14 protein-coding genes are annotated in these 19,248 nt (G+C 49.4%); 6 read left to right on the top strand and 8 right to left on the bottom strand.

Annotation, left to right across the window (positions count from 1 at the left end):
* Positions 1-629: 629 nt before the first annotated feature.
* From QUB70_RS15230 to QUB70_RS15205, 6 genes are all read left to right on the top strand, one after another.
* On the top strand, positions 630-2,207 hold the full coding sequence (locus QUB70_RS15230; RefSeq protein ID WP_332981546.1) for a serine/threonine protein kinase: 1,578 nt from the start codon (positions 630-632) through the stop codon (positions 2,205-2,207).
* 545 nt (positions 2,208-2,752) lie between these two features.
* A complete protein-coding gene (locus QUB70_RS15225) occupies positions 2,753-3,085 on the top strand; it encodes a DUF6825 family protein (RefSeq protein ID WP_332981544.1) in 333 nt (110 codons plus the stop codon).
* 108 nt (positions 3,086-3,193) lie between these two features.
* On the top strand, positions 3,194-4,960 hold the full coding sequence (locus QUB70_RS15220) for an ABC1 kinase family protein (RefSeq protein WP_332981541.1): 1,767 nt from the start codon (positions 3,194-3,196) through the stop codon (positions 4,958-4,960).
* A 416-nt stretch (positions 4,961-5,376) separates the two neighbouring features.
* The gene (locus QUB70_RS15215) at positions 5,377-6,108 is read left to right on the top strand and encodes a PP2C family protein-serine/threonine phosphatase (protein WP_332981539.1); all 732 of its coding nucleotides are present in this window, start codon (positions 5,377-5,379) and stop codon (positions 6,106-6,108) included.
* Positions 6,109-6,175: 67 nt separating this feature from the next.
* On the top strand, positions 6,176-7,396 hold the full coding sequence (locus tag QUB70_RS15210; RefSeq protein ID WP_332981537.1) for an anhydro-N-acetylmuramic acid kinase: 1,221 nt from the start codon (positions 6,176-6,178) through the stop codon (positions 7,394-7,396).
* A gap of 98 nt (positions 7,397-7,494) precedes the next feature.
* Positions 7,495-7,926, top strand: a complete 432-nt coding sequence (locus QUB70_RS15205; RefSeq protein ID WP_442927788.1) for a hypothetical protein — start codon at positions 7,495-7,497, stop codon at positions 7,924-7,926.
* Between the two features lie 438 nt (positions 7,927-8,364).
* Here QUB70_RS15205 and QUB70_RS15200 read toward each other — a convergent pair whose 3' ends face one another.
* The 8 genes from QUB70_RS15200 to grpE all read right to left on the bottom strand — a co-directional run bounded on the left by QUB70_RS15200 (position 8,365) and on the right by grpE (position 17,383).
* The gene (locus QUB70_RS15200; RefSeq protein WP_006635253.1) at positions 8,365-8,562 is read right to left on the bottom strand and encodes an NblA/ycf18 family protein; all 198 of its coding nucleotides are present in this window, start codon (positions 8,560-8,562) and stop codon (positions 8,365-8,367) included.
* A gap of 612 nt (positions 8,563-9,174) precedes the next feature.
* The gene (locus tag QUB70_RS15195) at positions 9,175-9,852 is read right to left on the bottom strand and encodes an ExbD/TolR family protein (RefSeq protein ID WP_332981533.1); all 678 of its coding nucleotides are present in this window, start codon (positions 9,850-9,852) and stop codon (positions 9,175-9,177) included.
* A gap of 15 nt (positions 9,853-9,867) precedes the next feature.
* Positions 9,868-10,656: a MotA/TolQ/ExbB proton channel family protein gene (locus QUB70_RS15190; RefSeq protein WP_332981531.1), complete on the bottom strand. Its 789-nt coding sequence runs from the start codon at positions 10,654-10,656 to the stop codon at positions 9,868-9,870.
* A 251-nt stretch (positions 10,657-10,907) separates the two neighbouring features.
* Positions 10,908-12,155 (bottom strand): ribosome small subunit-dependent GTPase A, encoded by a 1,248-nt coding sequence (rsgA, locus tag QUB70_RS15185; RefSeq protein WP_332981529.1) that lies wholly within the window; start codon positions 12,153-12,155, stop codon positions 10,908-10,910.
* A complete protein-coding gene (locus QUB70_RS15180) occupies positions 12,152-12,442 on the bottom strand; it encodes a sulfurtransferase TusA family protein (protein WP_332981528.1) in 291 nt (96 codons plus the stop codon). Before QUB70_RS15180 ends, rsgA begins: the two co-directional genes overlap by 4 nt.
* 415 nt (positions 12,443-12,857) lie before the next feature.
* Positions 12,858-13,985 carry a molecular chaperone DnaJ gene (dnaJ, locus tag QUB70_RS15175; protein WP_332981527.1) on the bottom strand — a complete coding sequence of 376 codons (1,128 nt, stop codon included), beginning with the start codon at positions 13,983-13,985 and terminating at the stop codon, positions 12,858-12,860.
* Positions 13,986-14,117: 132 nt separating this feature from the next.
* Complete coding sequence (gene dnaK, locus QUB70_RS15170; protein ID WP_332981524.1) at positions 14,118-16,307, bottom strand: molecular chaperone DnaK; 2,190 nt, start codon at positions 16,305-16,307, stop codon at positions 14,118-14,120.
* A 290-nt stretch (positions 16,308-16,597) separates the two neighbouring features.
* A complete protein-coding gene (gene grpE, locus QUB70_RS15165) occupies positions 16,598-17,383 on the bottom strand; it encodes a nucleotide exchange factor GrpE (protein ID WP_332981523.1) in 786 nt (261 codons plus the stop codon).
* Positions 17,384-19,248: the final 1,865 nt, after the last annotated feature.

Genomic DNA, 19,248 nt, shown 5'->3' with positions numbered 1-19,248 from the left:
AAGTCTTTTACTGACTATTTAGTCGGTTTAGAATCTTACTATTGATGGTGATTAATTATTTTGAGCATCCGTACTGCGGTTAAGCTAGATACTTGATTTCTCAAAATTCACAAGTTTCGACTCTTTTGATGATACCACGAACCAGATATTTGTGCAATTGGTATGTCTAGTAGGAAGGATAAATCCTGCAACTCCCTTTCATCCCCGGACTGAAGTCACGGGGTTTTCAGGGTATTTCCTATAAATGTCACCATTTTTCATTTTAACCCCATAAAACGGCTTATAAGTCAATAAAAAACCTAAATATTTACAAAAATCCACTAATTGTAAAGATTCGATAAAGCCAATAGGGGTTATACCCCCCACGAGCTATAGTCGTATCACATAGATGCACCCTGATGGCTTTCCCGTTCCACAAGAGCGGGATTTTTATTGGGGAAATATTGTGTTAAGTTTTAAGACGGGTGCTACAGATAGGATTGGTGGAACATTCCAATAAAACGATCGCCCGATGCCAAAATATCAGAACAAAAGCCAAAACTAGGGTTCAGAGCGATCGAACCTCACCCCTAACTGTGTGAAATAACCCAAAGGCGGTAGCATAGTTTGGGAAACGGCATCAACTGAAGATGAACTTAGCGCCAGCAACAGTCCTGCAACAGGGCAAATACCAAATTAACGCGACTTTAGGCATAGGAGGGTTCGGAATCACTTACCGAGCTATCCACACCCATTTAAATCAAACCGTCGTACTCAAAACCCTCAACGAAAGTCTGCGCCAACACCCAGAATCTGCCCAATTTCAGCAGCAGTTTATTGCCGAAGCCCAACGCCTGTCGCGGTGTCAGCATTCCAACATCGTCAGAGTAATCGACTTTTTTGAAGAAGCCGGACAGTCCTTTATCGCAATGGACTACATTCCGGGCCAAACTCTCGCCCAAATAGTCGAAACCGATCGGCCGCTGCCAGAAGCCCAGGCCCTGCACTACATTCGGCAAATAGCCTCAGCCGTAAGTACAGTTCACCACAGCGGATTGCTGCACGGAGACATCAAGCCAGAAAATATTATCCGGCGAACCGATTCTCATCTGGTAATGTTAATAGATTTCGGCATTGCCCGCGGCTTTACCGCCGGCACCAAACAAACCCACACTAACTTGCTCTCCCCTGGGTACGCGCCGATCGAACAATACCTCTATGACGGTAAATGTACACCCGCCACAGACATCTACGCGATCGCCGCCACCCTCTACTACTTACTTTCCGGCGTGACGCCCGTAGCAGCACCCCTGCGCGATCGCATTCCCCTGGCCGACTTGCGGCAATTTCAGCCCAACCTCAGTGCGGGAATTGAGCAAGCTATCCTTCAGGGACTCGAAATCGACCCCCAAAACCGCCCTCAGACAGTGGAAAATTGGCTTACCATGCTGCAAGAAACAGAGCGATCGCCAGCAGAGAAAAAAGGCAAGCAAAGTCTGCGATTGCCCGCACCTCCCCCGCCACAGTTGACTTTCCTGGCGTTTGTCGTAACGGCTGCAATTGCAGGCTGGATGGGTTTTGACCTGGCCTGGCGTTACAACAGCACCAGTCTCAGCAGCAAACGATCTCAAACTCCATCCTTCCCATCTCTCGAAGATTTGCTCAAATCCCGCGATTTGTCAGGGCCGATGTTCGGGCAGCCGTCTGTCGAAAGCAGTCCTCTCCCGCCGATCGAACTCAACAAGCGCCCCAAACCCCCCTTAGAAAGCAACAATATTCCCGAACAGATCGAGCCCTCAGAAGCTAGCACTGAACCTTCTGAGTTACCAAGCCCGGAAACTCCCGCCCCAGAACCCGAAGTGCCACCTGAGCCATCCCCGACGCCCGAGCCTGAATCGCAGCCTTCTGAGTCCCTCATTCCAGAGCCTAAAACCGAAATCGAGCCAGCACCCCAACCAGAACCCGCGCCTGTACCGGAAGTGGCGCCCCTGCCAGCAGAACCGCCCATATATTCGCCCTCCGTACCCGCCCCGCCTGCTGCCAAGAGTGCTGAAACCTTGCCGCCGCCGGAATCCGCGCCGCCAGCACTAGCGTCGCCGACCGAGCGATCGCCAGAACCGCCAATACCGAGCCGGAGTGGCAGCAATTCAGATAGTTCGATCGCACCTTACTCGCCGCCCCCTGTTGCAGAACCGACTGTGCCTTTTCCTGAACCTGCGACAAATTAGTATTGTTTTTGTTGCTTAAAAGTGCGGGTAAATACTTGGTTTTACGAGTCAGCAAATATCCGATCGGTAGTTGAGGAAATAACGCCCTCGATCTCCAAAGACTATCTCGCCAAACCTTCGATCGACTCGAAAAATCCCAACATCCGCGACCGGAGTTTATCTACTATTTCCTATTCCTTCTGCAAGCCAAATGCCCGCCGATAAAATTGGCATTAATGTTGGATATTTGGATTTAATTTATGTTATAATGTGTGTGCAACACTTAAATTGTGTGATGTCGCGCGTTACTTCTGCAAAACCTATGCAAAACCTACGGGGGTGGAAAAAGAAGTTAGCGACACCGGATCTGAGAATTCGGTCGAGGATCGAGGTCAGGCCCGGGATGCGATCGGGATCGGTCGATCGCGACCCCTGAAAAAAGTTGTTGGTTTTTGTGCAAGCTCCCGGTCGCGCATCTTTTCCCCCAAACTTCCTTTCTTTGGGAACAAGCACCATCGAGGATAAGCAAGTTATAATTTGTTCCGGAAGCGCACAGAGATTTTTTTATGAGTAAACCCCCAGTTCATGCTTTTTTTGTAGGCAGAGCACTTGCCGAAGCACTGTACGAGCAATTAGAAAGCGCAGCAACCAACGCTTTCTCGGAACTCGGCAAATTTGACGCCGAACAAAGAGAACGCCTGCGACAGTTCACCGATCGAGTTGTGGAACGAGCCAATCGAACTGCGGATGAGGCGATGCAGACCAGAACTGGCACTGCAAGCACCACAACCATTCAAGACATCCATCCCGCCGACTTGCAAGCGACTATTGACGAGCTGCGTGCCGAAGTGGCCCTGGTGCGATCCCAATTGCAGCGCTACCGCAGCAGTTTGCCCTAATTCCGGCTGCCACAAAAACTATTTACTAGACGAGCGCATCGCTTTGCGCTCCTGCGCTCCTACCTGCAATCAAAGCCACAACATAAAATAAGCAATTTGGGAACCCAAGTGTCTGCTCTCCTTGATGACTCTGTTAATCGCCAGCTCTCCCCCAAGCGGACTGGCGAGGCCGATGAGCCAAAAACTGCTGGTAAATCATACAAAAGTAAAGCTTATCGCTGGAATCGCGAAAAATACTCCCGGCAGCGGCGCTTCTTCGACATTTGGGCCTTTGTCTTGCTCTGGCTGGCTTCGCTGTGGCTAGACAGCAAAAATTGGAGCTACTGGGGAGGGGTAAGTGAAGAAAAGAAAGTTGCCAGACGGCGCTTTCAAGCTATCTGGGTTCGAGAAACACTATTGGATTTGGGCCCGACTTTCATTAAAGTTGGACAATTATTTTCCACCCGCGCCGACTTGTTTCCCGCAGAGTTTGTCGAGGAGCTTTCTAAGCTGCAAGATAAAGTGCCTGCTTTCAGCTACCAGCAGTTAGAGGTAATTGTCGAGCAAGATTTGGGCAAGACAGTTCAGAAACTCTACCGCAGCTTCGATCCGGTGCCCCTGGCTGCTGCAAGTTTGGGTCAGGTACACAAAGCTCAACTGCATTCGGGCCAAGAAGTGGTGGTCAAGGTGCAGCGGCCGGGATTGCGGAAGCTCTTCGAGATCGATTTGCAAATTCTTAAGGGAATTGCTCGCTACTTTCAAAACCATCCTAAGTGGGGCCGCGGCCGAGATTGGATGGGGATTTATGAGGAATGCTGTCGCATTCTGTGGCTGGAAATTGACTATCTCCATGAAGGCCGCAATGCTGATACTTTTCGCCGCAATTTTAGCAAGTGCGACTGGGTGCGGGTGCCGAGGGTTTATTGGCGGTACGCGGCTCCGCGAGTGCTGACTTTGGAATACCTGCCCGGGATTAAAATCAGCCACTACGAAGCTTTGGAAGCGGCCGGGATCGATCGTAAATTAATCGCTCAGTTGGGGGCAAAAGCTTATTTGCGGCAGTTGCTCAACGACGGCTTTTTCCACGCTGACCCACACCCCGGCAACATCGCTGTTAGTGCTGACGGTTCTTTGATTTTCTACGATTTTGGCATGATGGGGCAAATCCAGTCGAACGTCCGCGAAGGACTGATGGAGACGCTCTACGGCATTGCTTCCAAGGATGGACAGCGGATTATGAATTCTCTGATCGATTTGGGAGCTTTGGTGCCTACGGGCGATATGAGTCCGGTGCGCCGCAGCATCCAGTATATGCTGGATAACTTCATGGACAAGCCTTTTGAAAATCAGTCGGTCAGCGCGATTACGGACGATCTTTACGATATCGCCTACGACCAACCTTTTCGCTTCCCAGCTACCTTTACTTTTGTAATGCGAGCTTTTTCGACGATTGAAGGGGTCGGCCGAGGTTTAGATCCCGAGTTCAACTTTATGGAGGTGGCACAACCTTTTGCCATGCAGCTTATGACTAATGGAAATGGCCATGATACAAGTAGCAGCATTTTTAACGAAATCGGCCGTCAGGCGGCTCAGGTGAGTTCGAGTGCTTTGGGCTTGCCCCGCCGGATTGAGGAGACTATTGATAAACTCGAACAGGGAGATTTGCGGATTCGCGTCCGTTCTGCCGAAACAGAGCGCTTGCTCCGCCGCATGAGCAGCGCTCAAATGGGTACGAATTATGCTTTGCTGATGAGTGCTTTTACTTTGTCGGCGACAATTTTGTTTGTCAGCAATCAAGTCTGGCCGGCTGTCGCTGTGGCTGTGCTGGCGGCGGGTGCAGGGTTTGCTCTGCTGCGTTTGTTCAAGCGGATCGATCGTTTAGACAGAATGTCATAATTGTGCAATTTGCGATTTGAAATTTCAGGTTTGAGATTCCTCGCCCGCCAAAATTTGACCTCGAATGTTAAGTTTTGGCTTGCTGACAACAGATTGCTAAAACTTACAGCACTTAAGCGCTTTGACCCTACAAACCCAGTTGCTTCCTAGATTTCTAGACAGCAAAACCTCGAATTTTTTGTAGAAATCCAGTTTTTTTTTGCAGGTGCTGCTTAATTTACTGGATTTATCGAAATTTTAAGACGGCATTACCATCATACGATCTACAATATAAGGTCAAGGAAGTGCAATTTTTCCAAAACTCAAGATCGCCGGGTGCAGCAATTTCAACTCCCGTTCGGGATTTAAGTTTTGGAATAAAAAATCGCACCACTTGAATCAAGCTTTTAAGTTCGATGAGTCCAATCACCCAATCTATGAAACGCTCTTTCGCAGGTAAGACAGACACAGGGCTAGTTCGTTCCGTAAATCAGGATTCGTACTACATAGACTCTGACGGGCGATTTTTCATAGTGGCCGACGGAATGGGAGGACACGCCGGAGGTCAAGAAGCCAGCCGGATTGCAACTGGGGCGATTAAATCTTATTTGCTCGAACATTGGGAAGGGCCTGAAGATTCTCCGCTGTTGTTGGAAAAGGCTTTATTGATTGCCAATCAAGCAATTTTGACGGATCAGCTCGACCACCCCGAACGCGCTGATATGGGGACTACGGCTGTGGTTCTGATGTTTAGGGATGAGGGCAGACCTTGGTGCGCTAATATCGGGGACTCTCGCTTGTACCGGCTGCACGGCTCTCGCTTGGAGCAGATTACTGAAGACCAGACTTGGGTGGCTCAGGCTGTGAAAAGAAAGGCCCTGACTCCCGACCAGGCTCGCAGTCATCCTTGGCGTCACGTTTTGTCCCAGTGTTTGGGCCGCGATGATGTGCGGGAAATAGATATTTTGCCGGTGGACGTGCAGCCCGGGGATCGCTTGCTGCTGTGCAGTGACGGCTTGACTGAGGAACTTTCCGATCCTTTGATTGCTTCGCCTCTGAAGTCGATTCGCGCCTGCGAGGGCGCTGCAAATGCTTTGATTCAAGCAGCTAAGGATAAGGGGGGACGCGATAATATTACTGTGGTGATTGTGACGATCGACCTCAAATAAATCGGGCAACCCCCCGGAAAATCAAAAATCTAAAATCTAAAATCTAAAATCAAAAATCTAAAATCGAATGACTCGCGTTATCGGTTTGATCAGCGGCACGTCGGTGGATGGCATTGATGCTGCTTTGGTGGATGTGGTCGGTTCCCAAACAGACTTGAAAGTGCAATTGGTGGCGGGCAAGACTTTCCCTTATCCTGCTAATTTGCGATCGCAAATTCTCTCAGTTTGCAGCGGCTCAGCTTTGTCAGTGCCTGAACTAGCCCAATTAGATGATGCCATCGCCCAAGAATTTGCCACGGCTGCCTTGACAATTCAAGCAGAATATGATAAAGCCGAATTAATCGGCTCTCACGGTCAAACCGTCTACCACCGACCGCCAGGAAATACGGAAAGAAGTAGTTGTTCTGCTGCACCGAGTCCCGGATGTGAAATGGGCTACAGCTTGCAATTAGGGCGGGGCGCGCTAATTGCCCAATTGACAGGCATTACTACTGTGAGTAACTTTCGATCGGCAGACATTGCAGCAGGGGGTCAAGGAGCACCTTTGGTGCCAATAGTTGATGCTTGCCTGCTGGCGGAACCCAACCTCCGCCTCTGCATCCAAAATATGGGCGGAATTGGCAATGTTACCTATCTTCCTGCCAGGAGAGATGAGGAATTCGGCGACAAGCCTGTGGTTTCCAGTCTTGGGGATGGCGTCTTGGGCTGGGATACAGGCCCGGCGAATTCACTGTTAGATTTGGCAGTGCAGCACTTCTCAGGCGGCACTTTGACGATCGACGAAGGTGGAGCTTGGGCGGCATCGGGAACTCCCTGTCAAGCTTTAGTCGAGGATTGGCTCGCCGAGGAGTTCTTCCGCCAAGCACCGCCGAAATCTACTGGGCGAGAGTTATTTGGTGTAGACTATTTTGACCGATGTTTGGTCGAGGCCCAAGGTTACAACCTCAGTCCTGCTGATGTGCTGGCTACTCTGACAGAACTGACTGTTGCCTCGATCGTTCACAGTTACCAAACTTTTTTACCGGCTATGCCCGATCGAGTTTTATTGTGCGGGGGCGGTAGCCACAATCTCTACTTAAAACGCCGATTGCAAACTCAATTGCATCCAGTGCAAGTGTTGACTACTTCTGAGGCAGGCTTGAGTGTAGATTTTAAAGAGGCGATCGCTTTCGCGGTTTTAGCCGCCTGGCGGGTTCGGGGCATTCCCGGCAATCTGCCTCAAGTTACTGGTGCCCGGACATCGGTACTTTTAGGAGAAATTAACTCTTGTTGGCACAGTTGGGCGTGATAGCATAGAATCTGAGGGACAACGGCTGTGCGTTGTTGCACCAGCATTGTAGCCAGCAGGAAAAGCATAGGAACAGCACTGTGGCTCACACGTTTTTAATGGAATCTGGCCAATGGACGCTCGAAGGAAGTTGGATTGAGCGCAATGGCGTGCCAATTACGGTAAAAGGCAAAACTTTAGTGAGCTGGAACCGAACAGATTGGTTCAGTATGGTGACGAAGCTCGTGTTTCCCGGAGGCGATCGGGAAGAGATTATTTTGCAGTACCGAGGACACCTCAACAGCGACGAACGGCAGTATACTTTTGTACTCCAACACGGCGAACTCGGCCGCGTTGAGGGCGAAGGTTGGATTGCTCCCCAGTCGATCGTCCAGCGTTACTGGGTATTGGGAGACGAACGCCAGCGGCGGACGGGTTTTGATACCCTTCACCGCGTTGATGACAACCGCTACTATCAATCTAGCGGCATCATGTCTGGTCATTACTTGACGAGTACGATGGAAGCGACTCTCGAACGTCAGGGGGAATAACTCTTTCTAGACTCCACAGTTGCCAGTTCTAGGGATTGATGTGAAAACGGAAGGTTTTGCTAGTCGGAGGTCGCGCTCAGATGTCCGACTAGCGCCATTGTTGTTAAACCTCATCCGCTGCAACTAAAGACAAATATTTTTAATTGGTTAAAAATTTTAATTGGTTAAAAATTTAATACTTATTATAATTAATAATTATCAAACTTTCGAGTCGAGGTTGGATAAATTATTTTGGCGATATTATGTTGTGTCGATCGAGAGATTGCTCGTATCGACTCCCCAAATTTAGTGGAATCAATAAATAAACTGTCAAATTTTCCTGAAGTTCTGTACAGATGCCTTTTACCTTCTGTCTTCGAGTGACGCCCCATCACCCCCAACTCCTTTCCGCATGAGGGAACAGAGTAAGAGACGGAGGTCGCCGACTGCGACTCTCAGCTACTCAACGCCTGGGTTAGGTTCTAAACCCCAGTGGTGTTTCAGAAAATGGCGGTACATGGTTTCCCGCAACATCATTTGCTCGTAAAGCTTGACCAAAAACTCCTGAGCTTGTTCGCGGCTCATGTCACTTACCTGTGTTTTGAAGGAACACAGGCTAAATTGCTGCTCCAAAGACAATTCTGCTGGTTGGCTCATGACTTTGACTCCTCTGTAAGTAAAGGTGACTTGAAAGTAAAAACCTGGATTAACCCGATTTGTAACTTGTTTCAGCGATCGGCTCTTGGTTTCGGGATGCCCGATGACCCATCTCGCTTTAGTCTATATTACAAAAGGTAACAATTATTTGACAAAATTACCATATGTCCCAGGAAATAACTTAGGGGTAAAGATGGCGAGATGTCTGCAAAAGTTCCTTCCGCAGACATATACAACTGTATCTACTTGTCAAATGACAAAAGGCTCAGTACAAACCAAAATAATTGAAGCGCTTTATACCAAATCGGGCGGAGCTTCTCTCCGCGAGGGGGAGAGGGAGAGGGGGAGAGGGGGAGAGGGGGAGAGGGAGAGGGGGAGATGAGGAGATGAGGAGAGGGGGAGATGAGGAGATGAGGAGAGGGGGAGAGGGGGAGATTGGGAGATGAGGAGATGAGGAGAGGGGGAGATGAGGAGATTGGGAAAATTTCTATATTCTCTGTTCTCCCTTCTTCCTTCTCCCTTCTTCCGACGGACATCGGACTGACATCCGTTACATCCGTTACATCCGTTACATCCGTTACACAATCCGTTGCCGAACCTTCTTCTTTCTAACTAATTCGAGGGCCTGACATCCTGCGATGGAGTGGCAGATCCGGGTCTGACATTGGGAGCAGTGGGTGCAGGCGAAACAGAAGGAATGCCCAGAGTTGCCCCAGAGTTGCTAGGCTGCCCTGGAGCCGGGAGAGGAGATTGAAACTGATTGGGATTGAACTGCTGCTGCCCTGGAGCCACAGGAGACGGCAGAGGTTGACCGGAATTGCCGATCGCAGGTGCCGCAGGAATGCCAGAATTGGGCAGCGAGGTATTGGGCAATGGGGAGGGAGCCGAACTAGGAAGAGTTGCCAGGGCAACTCGATCGCCCCCTACCTCCCGCAATTTGTCTAAAACCTCGACAACTTTGGCATATCTAGCATTTTGAGGAGCGTACAGCACCATCAACCCCGCAGGATTTTGGCTCTGGAAACTCTTCAAAACTCGATCGAGCTGTTGGTAATTAACAGGCAATTGGTCGATATAAGTTTGCCCGAAATCGTCAATGCTGACAATCAGCATCTCTCGCATCTGGGTTTGTCCCGTCTTTGCCTTCGGCAAATCCACATTAATCGCTTGCTGGCGAGTCAGTTGCAGAGCCGCCAGCAGAAAAAATGTCAGGATGCAAAAGATCACGTCAATTAAAGGCACCAGTTCAATCCGAGCCTCTTCAGCAGGAGTATCTAGATTAATCTTCATCAGTTCTCCTTTCTTTTAATTATTAGAAGGTGAATCTTCAGCCGGCTCGGAACCTTTCAATTTCGGCTCCCGGTTTCGTTCTCCCGATTCGCCAGAAGAGTTGAGAGAAAGCCTGTTCGCACCATCGGAACCAAAGGAAGAATTGCTGTATTCTGCACCGGGCGATCGACCCTTAGCGTTAGCTGCTGGCCAGTATTGCCTGTAAAGCAATTCCATTTCATTTCCAGCTTTGCGAAATATTTTTGCCTGGTTGAACAAAAAAGCTTGAAATATCCTATAAAACGCCAAGGTAAAAATTGCTACTACCATCCCAGTAGCAGTCGTAGTCAGCGCTTCGCTAATCCCCAAAGTTACGCCAGTTGTTGCCGACGTGCCGATGTCGCCCAGACGGATGGAACTCAGAGAGTTAATCAAGCCCAAAACTGTTCCCAGCAAGCCCAACAAAGGGGCTAGAGCGATCGTAGCTTCTAAGATTTTGTCGCCGCGGCGCATCGAAGCCAACTCTTCATCGGCTGCGGCTTCGAGTGCGAGTCGAAATAAATCTGGTTCAGGATTGTAGAGCCGCAGGGGTGCATAAAGAAATCGCCCGATGGGCTGTCGGTTGGCTTGTCTGGCAATCTCGCTAGCTGCCCCCCAATCGCTGCGGGCAGCTTCGAGAATGCGGTTAACTATCTGCTTTTCTTTGCTCAAGAGGCTGGCCCAGAACCACAAGCGCTCGATAATTGTACTTACAGATAGAATCGATAACACCAACAGGGGCCACATGGCGGGGCCGCCTTTTTGAAACACTTCTTGAATATTCACAGTATTTTTGCTCCTGCATTACCCGCTAACTTTTGCTTCAGTTCTAGTTTTTTTTAACAAATCTAAGGCCATTTAATTTTAGCGATTAATGTACTCAAGACTTACGCACTCGGAACTAAAGAAACCGGGTTTTGCGAACGCGGGCTGAGACTGCAACCTGTGTATTTTCCTCCATCAAACCCGGTTTCTCGGTCAGCCTCGGTACTGTTTTCTGTCGCCTCGCGGGCTTACAGGCGGCTACTGGCTCGCAATTACTCTAAGTCGTCTTGACACATATCTTGCAGCGACTGGTGTTGAAGGCGGCGCGAAGAGCGGCGATATTTTTTAGTTTGCAGCTTCGGTTCGTACTGCTGCGTACCATCCGACTTGGTTTGCTGTTTCAAACTCGCTTCGGCGCTGCTAGAGTTTTGCAGAGCTTGTTGGCGGACGATCGCCTCTTCGAGAAAATCCAAGTAATACTCATAGCGCTCCCAACCGCCCCGCACGACACAGTTAGGCTCGTCTCGGTGAGAACAGTCGCTAAACTGGCAGCTACCCAAAGCCAGCCTCTGGCGCGCTTCTGGGAAATATTGAGCTAACTCGCACGGATCGCATTCGAGAGCCGGCTGATTGAACCCGGGAGTATCTGCCAAGAGTCCGCCACCCGGGAGTTCAAATAGTTCTACGTGGCGAGTCGTGTGGCGTCCGCGACCGAGTTTGCCGGAAACAGCGTTCACTCGCAGATTCAAGGCCGGAATCAGTTGGTTGATCAAGCTGGACTTGCCGACCCCAGAAGGGCCGCAAATTATCGTTATTTTCCCTTGGATGTGGGTGTTGTTGGAGTTCGGCAACGGATTTTGTACGGAATTTAACGGATGTAACGGATAGACCGAATTTGCAAGCAGGGGGTTATCCTCAGAAGGCAAGAGAGAACTATCTATTTTGTCCGATAAATGCTGGGAAGCTACTTTTTCGACAAAAGCTTTATTTTGAAAATTAGCCGCAGCTTCCTGGACTCCTAAGCCGCTGCGGACGCTAATAAACATTGGTTCGTAGCCCCAGCCTGAAAGCCGATCGCGCCACTGTTCCAACTCCTCTTTCGCGATCAAATCGCATTTGTTCAGGCACAAACTCACCTCTAAACCTGTAGATTCGGCCTTGACTAAAAACCGAGTTAATGAGGCGGGGTCTAAGTCTGGTTCAGCGAGGGCAAAAACGAGGAGAATGCGATCGGCATTAGCTACAGGCGGGCGGTTGAGTTCTGTTTGGCGGGGGAAGACTTCAGAAATTGCACCCCGGCGGTCAGTCCAGTCCGGTTCGTCTACCACCACGCGATCGCCCACCATCACCTGTTGGCCAATTTTTTTGAGTCGAGTGCGGCGAGTGCACAGGAGAATCGGAGAATCAGCGAGGGGAGCCTTTTTCCCGTCAATGGAGAATTCGGGATCTAACCTCACTTGGTAGAAGTTAGCCTGAACAGCAATTACAGTACCGACGATCGAGGGTGAATTCAGGCTCATCCTGCTTCCTGGTGTTCGGGGCGCTGCACTTTCATCGCAAAAAATCCAGAATCCGGCTCATCCGCGACAAATTGGGTTTCCAGAATCTGGTAGCCTTCCATTTTCAGACTGTCGGGCACTTGTTCGATCGGCTCCCCAGCATCCAGCCACACCTCCAAAACAGCACCCGGTGCCATTTGCTCCAAGCGCAGTTTAGTGCGGACAAAATTCAGAGGACAAGGAGTACCCCGCAGATCGATTTTTGCATCTGGGGATTTGGGATTTTCAATTTTCGATGTTGAATTCATAATGCGTTTTTGAGTCTCAAATTTCCCATCTCAAACCCTGAAAGCCTTAGTTTTTCGTGAAACCCTGGTTAGCGAATTATTCTACTTGTACAAAATGAGCGCAATTGCGCTCACTTTTTTGAGAGAGAATCAAACCAATTGTCGGCAAATTATTCTACAGCCGATTTTTGACACCAATTGGTGTCATTTTTTTTGAGGACTACTCCCAAAAATTGCCGCCTAATTATTTTACAGCCGATTTTTGACACCAATTGGTGTCATTTTTTTTGAGGACTACTCCTAAAAAATGCCGACTAATTATTCTACCTGGGCAAAATGAGCGCAATTGCGCTCATTTTCTGGAGACAGAATTTTAAAAATTGCGACGGAATCATCAAACAGGAAAATTTGACACCAATTGGTGTCAAATTTTTGCTTATTTCTGAAACAAATTACCCAGAAACCCTTCTATGCCGCCTTTACCAGTACGATCGCCCTTCAGCTTAGCAAGCTGCATCAGCAATTCCCGTTCCTCAGCCGTCACCTTAGTCGGAATGTCAATAGACACCGCAATCAAATGATCGCCGCGACTGACTGGATTTCCCAACCGAGGCACCCCTTTTTTCTCCAAAGTCAAAACAGTATTTGCCTGAGTTCCCGCAGGAATCAACAATTCCGTCGGCCCGTCTACTGTTTCCACTTCCAACCGGCACCCCAAAATTGCTTGCAGGTAACTAATCTTAACTTCCGAGTTAACGTTAATGCCGTCCCGCTTGAATAGCGGGTCTTCATTCACAGCCAAGAACACGTAAAGATCCCCGGGCGGCCCGCCCAGTTTGCCCGCATCCCCTTCATTGGAAACACGCAAGCGAGTACCGTTGTCAACCCCAGGCGGAATTGTGATTTTCAGCTTTTTCATCACTTCTTTCTGGCCCCGGCCGCCACAAGTTTCGCACTTCTCATCAATCACTTGCCCCGTGCCGTTGCAAGTGGGGCAAACTGAAACTTGAGTAAAGCTGCCGAAGGGCGTGCGGGTAGCGCGGCGGACTTGTCCGCTACCGGTACAAGTCGAGCAGGTTTGAGGTCGGGTTCCCGGTTTAGCGCCAGTCCCGGTGCAAGTTTCGCAGGTTTCTAGGTGCTTGATGCGGAGTTCTTTGTCCCCACCAAACACGGCTTCGCGGAAATCCAGCCGCAAGTCGAGCCGCAAATCGTCTCCGCGCACGGGCCCGCTGCGCCTGCGACCTTGTTGTTGGCCGCCGGCCCCTCCCTGAAAACCCTGAAAGAAGCTTTCAAAAATATCGGCAAAGCTGTCGCCGAAGTCTTGGAAGCCCGGAGCTGCTGCACCACTCACGCCTGCTTCGCCGAAACGGTCAAAACGGGCGCGGGTTTCCGGTTCTGAGAGTACCTCGTAGGCGCGGTTGATTTCTTTAAACCGCTCCTCGGCACCGTCTGTTTTGTTGACATCTGGATGGTACTTGCGAGCTAGGCGGCGGTAAGCACGCTTAATTTCTTCTTTGTCTGCGCTGCGAGAAACGCCTAATATTTCATAGTAATCACCGGCCATAGAGCTGCTTGCCTGGAGGTAAATAACAAAAAGTGTACGAAAAATAAACGGGCAATCTTTCCTGAAATTACCAATTAAAAATTAAAATTTTTAACTTTTAATTTTTAACTTTTAATTTTTAGCTTTTCAGTTCTAAAGGAAAGGATTCATATCATCAACTTCTGGTTCGGGAACCTTCGATTTTTGTTTTGACGGTGGATTTGACGGTGGATTTGACTGTCGTTTTGACTGTGGATTTGACTGTGGATTTGACGGTGGATTTGACGGTGGATTTGGCTGGCGTTTTGACTGTCGCTCCGGGTTTGGTACCGGTTTTGGTTCCGGCTTTGGTTCCGGCTTTGGTTCCGGCTTTGGTTCCGGCTTTGGTTCCGGCGGAGCTTGGGGCGTCACCAGCAGCTCTTCTGTCAGCAAAATGCTGTCGTCTGTAGCTGCCACCTCTTCTAGCTCTGATTCTACTTCTTCTGACATCATCTCGCTTTCAACAACAGCTCCTGACGGGGCTACCCCGCTGCGGGCTTGGTCGTAGACTGCTGTCCCGAGGGAGTATAGCAGTTGCTTGAAAGATTCGATTGCTGCGGTGAGTTCCTCGCCTGTGATGTCGGGGTTAGCCATCGCTTCCCGCAAGGCTGCTGCTGCTGTTTCGGCTTCGGCTTTAAGGTCGTCGCCCAGCAATTTCGCGTTGGTTTTTAAAGTGACACCACAATTATAGACTAGGGTGTCGGCTTGATTTTTGAGTTCGACGAGTTGAGCGCGCTTGATGTCCTCGTCAGCGTAAAGTTCGGCTTCTTGCCGCATCCGCTCGACTTCGGTTTCGCTTAAGCCCCCTGTATTAGAAATTTGGATGCTTTGTTCTTTTCCGGTTCCCTTGTCTTCAGCGGCGACTTTGAGAATGCCATTGGCATCGATTTCAAAGGTAACTTCAATTTGAGGTACGCCGCGAGGGGCTGCGGGAATGCCTTTTAGCAGGAACTTGCCGAGACTTTTATTGTCTTTAACCAATGCCCGTTCGCCTTGGAGCACGTGAATTTCTACCGATGTTTGCCCGTCTGCCGCCGTGCTGTACATTTGCGATCGACTGGTGGGGATAGTTGTATTGCGCTCAATTACTTTGGTGAACACTCCCCCCAAGGTTTCGAGTCCCAGGGAGAGCGGCGTCACGTCCAGCAGCAGCAAATCTTTGACCTCACCGCCCAACACCCCGGCTTGAATTGCCGCGCCTACAGCTACAGCTTCGTCGGGATTGACCGATTTATCGGGAGACACGCCGCCAAAATATTTGCTAATTGCCTCTTGAACTGCCGGAATCCGGGTTGAGCCTCCCACTAAAATAATCCTGTCTATCTCTTTGGGGGTCAAGCTTGCGTCTTTGAGCGCTTGAGTCACCGGATCGATCGTCGCTTGCACCAAATGACCCACCAGTTTTTCAAACTGAGCTTTGGAGAGATCCATTTCCAGATGCTTGGGCCCTGTGGCGTCAGAGGAGATGAAGGGCAAATTGATTGAGGTCGATTCGCGATTGGATAGTTCGATTTTCGCTTTTTCCGCAGCTTCTCGGAGGCGCTGCAATGCCATTTTGTCTTGTGAGAGGTCACTGCCTTCTTGAGTGCGGAAAGCTTCTACGAGCCACTGGACTATGCAGTCGTCAAAGTCGTCTCCTCCGAGATGGTTGTTGCCCGAGGTAGCGTTGACTTCAAAAATTCCGTCCCCCAGTTGCAGGATCGAAACGTCGAAAGTACCGCCGCCGAGGTCAAATACCAAGATTTTTTGTTCGATATTTTGCTTGTCGAGCCCGTAGGAAAGGGCGGCGGCGGTCGGTTCGTTGACGATCCGCAGGACTTCTAAACCCGCGATCGTACCGGCGTCTTTAGTAGCTTGCCGCTGGGCGTCTGTGAAGTAGGCTGGCACTGTAATCACGGCTTGGGTAACAGTTTGTCCCAAATAAGCTTCAGCATCTTGCTTGAGCTTTTGGAGTACCATTGCCGAGATTTCCTGGGGAGTGTGAACCTTGTTCCGAATTTGGACGTTAACGGTGTCGTCTTTGCCTTTAATGCAGGTATAGGGAGTCCGGGAGCGTTCTTCTTCCGTGTCGTCCCACCGCCGTCCGATAAATCGTTTGATGCTGTAGACAGTATTTACAGCATTAGTTACAGCTTGTCGCTTGGCTAGTTGACCTACTAAGCGATCGCCCGCCTTGCCAAATCCTACGATGCTCGGAGTTGTGCGCCCGCCCTCGGAATTGGCGATCACCACAGGTTTACCGCCTTCTAACACAGCTACGCAACTGTTTGTCGTGCCTAAGTCTATTCCAATAATTTTTCCCATAGCGCCTCATAAAACTTTGTGGGATGTTTGGAAACCTCCAACTACAAGTTGGGAGTTGAAAAACGACTCAGCTTGTTTTAACAAGCATCACCCGACCGGATTTGTAGGAAATAAAATTGATGTCCTAAGCCAATATCAAAGACGGGTAAAAACATTTTTCAGATTTTTTTGAGAAAGCGCCGACCTGCTTTTAGCCCTGAATTAAGAAGTTGGTGAGTCTGCCGCCTTCGGGCCCCCGAATTCTATTCGGGGGTCAGTGACTTCGAGGAATGCAGTAGCTTGTATCCCGATTAACTTTCCGAACTATCGGGATTTTCATCTGAGGCTACCACAGATAGCCCAGCCGCTGCAACTTTCACTTTGGCGTGCCGCAAGACGCGATCGCCCAGAATGTAGCCGCGTTCTAGTTCTTGGATGATTGTTCCTTCCTCGTGTTCGTCAGTTGGCTCGCTCAGCAGAGCTTCGTGGAGGTTGGGGTCAAACTGTTCGCCTTCGGGGCGCATCGGAGAAACCCCGATTTGCTTGAGGCCATCTACCATTTGTTTGTAAACGCTTTGGTAGCTTTTGTGAATGTTCATTTCGCCGTCGGTTTGCGGCTTAATGTGCGATCGAGCGCGCTCGAAATTGTCGATTACCGGCAACAGAGGTTTGATCGTAAGACACCTTGCCTGTAAATCTAACTCTTCTTTTTCCTTTTGGGTGCGCCTGCGGAAGTTTTCAAAATCTGCTGCTAGGCGGAGATTTTGATTTTTCAGGTCTTCTAGTTGAGCTGATGTGGCTTGCAACTGAGTTTTTAAACCCTCTTTTTCATCTGTTGCCTGGGCCAGTTCCCTCTTCCAAGACTCCGCCGCGTCTGGCTGCGGGCTGTTGGTGGAACTGTCGGTGACTGTAGGCCCGGATGCGTTTGCTGGCGTGCGATCGGGCTGAGCACTTTGATAAGCTCGAGCAAGTTCAAGCTCCCAATCGGCTGCTTCGTTTGCTGGTGCCGGCGGAGTTTCGCTTGCCATTGGCGAACCCTCTGGGGTTCCCCCAGTTGAGTTAGGATCTCGATCTTGCTGTTTTTCCTCGTCAATCATCAGAACTATGGGTTTGAAACCCCGTCCTTTTAGGACGGCTTTACATTGGATTGGGGTGGAGGGGTATGGTTGCCCCTCCGTGGAGATGTGGTCTTCTCCAAAACTCCCTTACGGGTAAAGTTAGCTTGTCGGCCAATGTTTTGAGAGCTTGTTAAACTTGCAGCACTGTTTCAGTGACCTTAAAACTGTTTAACTGCAAATGACAGGGCAGGGGACTAGCTTCGCATCCCAGCGTGTCGTGACTCAAAAAACGTAGACCTCGAAAGTCTTAGGCCCGTCAGGACGGCTCGCAAGAATCTCTTACAAGCCTCATGCCTTTAGGCTGAGGTTCCTGACAATAGCTGCGCGACAGAACCCTATCAATTCTAGCAGATACATTTAACCCAGTAAATCTAGAGAACTATAATTTACTGTGTATGGCACCATCTGATTCATTGGAAATCTCGCCAGATGTGGAGGCATCTCTCAAAGCTTTCAATCAAATATTGAAAGGGTCGTTTATATTTCTACCGATAGTATGACCGCATTCGGCGCAAAATAAACGTTTTTTTCCTCCTAGTTTTGGATGAATGCGACCGCAGAAGCGAGCTGTTTTTCCAAGTATATTCTGCTGTTAAGCTGTCACGCATTTAAATTGCATATTGAGGCCGGGCGGGACGCCAACCCACAAGACGGCGAAGTGTTTTTTGACCTTCAATTTAAATGCACAACAGCTTACGTCTACTCTAAAAGCTTTCAATCAAATATTGAAAGGGTCGTTTATACTTCTACCAATAGTATGACCGCATTCGGCGCAAAATAAACGTTTTTTTTCTAATTTTGGATGAATGCGACCGCAGAAGCGAGCTAGTTTTCCAAGTATATTCTGCTGTTATAGCAATCCTAAATCATTTGTGAATTTCTTACTCCCTCCGCGCGGCTTCGGGGAGGGTTGGGGTGGGTAAAAAATTTACGACTCCTGCAAGGATTGCTATATGTCTACTAAAACAATTATTAATTTGGATGCTTGATGTTTCAAGGTTGGCTGGAAACGATAGTGACTTAAATTTAATCGCTCTGGCTGTTAGACCCGCAAGGCGACGCTTGCTTTTTTACCATTTGCGGCGTTTCAGAAATCGGGAGGAAGATGAATTTGTATTTAGTGACTGAGTAGTTAGGTGTCTGCTTTTGTAACTCCGCTCGGGGGTTGTTAATCTCGATGGGAATTGGGGCTGCCGTTGGTCAGATTTGATACCGAACTCGCTTGAAGTCGAGACTTTTTGCCAGTCAAATGAGAGAGATTAGCTGGTTTCGCACAGGAGCTAATCGTTAGAGAGGATTCATCTCTAATTTGCCTATTTCCAAGATTTATGAACCGTCAAGCTTTGGTCGCAAAGGTTGGGAAACCGGGGTAGAATCACAGCAATATTTGCTGAGCCAAAACTACAACTGCTCAAAATCTGCGCTGGGGACTGATGCAGCCGATCGGGCTGTGGCATATCGCAGATAATTAATCAAAATATATCAAAAGACCGATCGAGGCTTTCGTAAAAGTTATCATCACAGAACATAGCTCATCCTTAACCCAGTACAGCTAACTGCGCCTGCGCGGGGGCTGTAATTTGACCAAACAATTGGGGAATGTAGAACGCGATGGTACGGCGACACACACCGCGCCGCTTTCCTCGAACGGTACGGGCAAATCCCCAAGTGATGTGGCATGAGGCTATAACAAGAGTATCCGGCGGGTTAATCAGGTAAGCAAGCAACTTAACGCTCTAGGTGGCTGACAAACGTGATTAGACCGCGTGCTGCCCTGCTGAGCCTCTCTAACTGGTTTGTATGCCCGGTGGTGAAGCTTCGCGGTGTTCCAGCATTTCTCGGGT

The sequence above is a fragment of the Microcoleus sp. A003_D6 genome (assembly GCF_036702825.1).
GTDB lineage: Bacteria > Cyanobacteriota > Cyanobacteriia > Cyanobacteriales > Microcoleaceae > Microcoleus.
The sequence above is the reverse complement of the archived record's forward strand: the minus strand, read 5'-3'. Positions and strand labels throughout refer to the sequence as shown.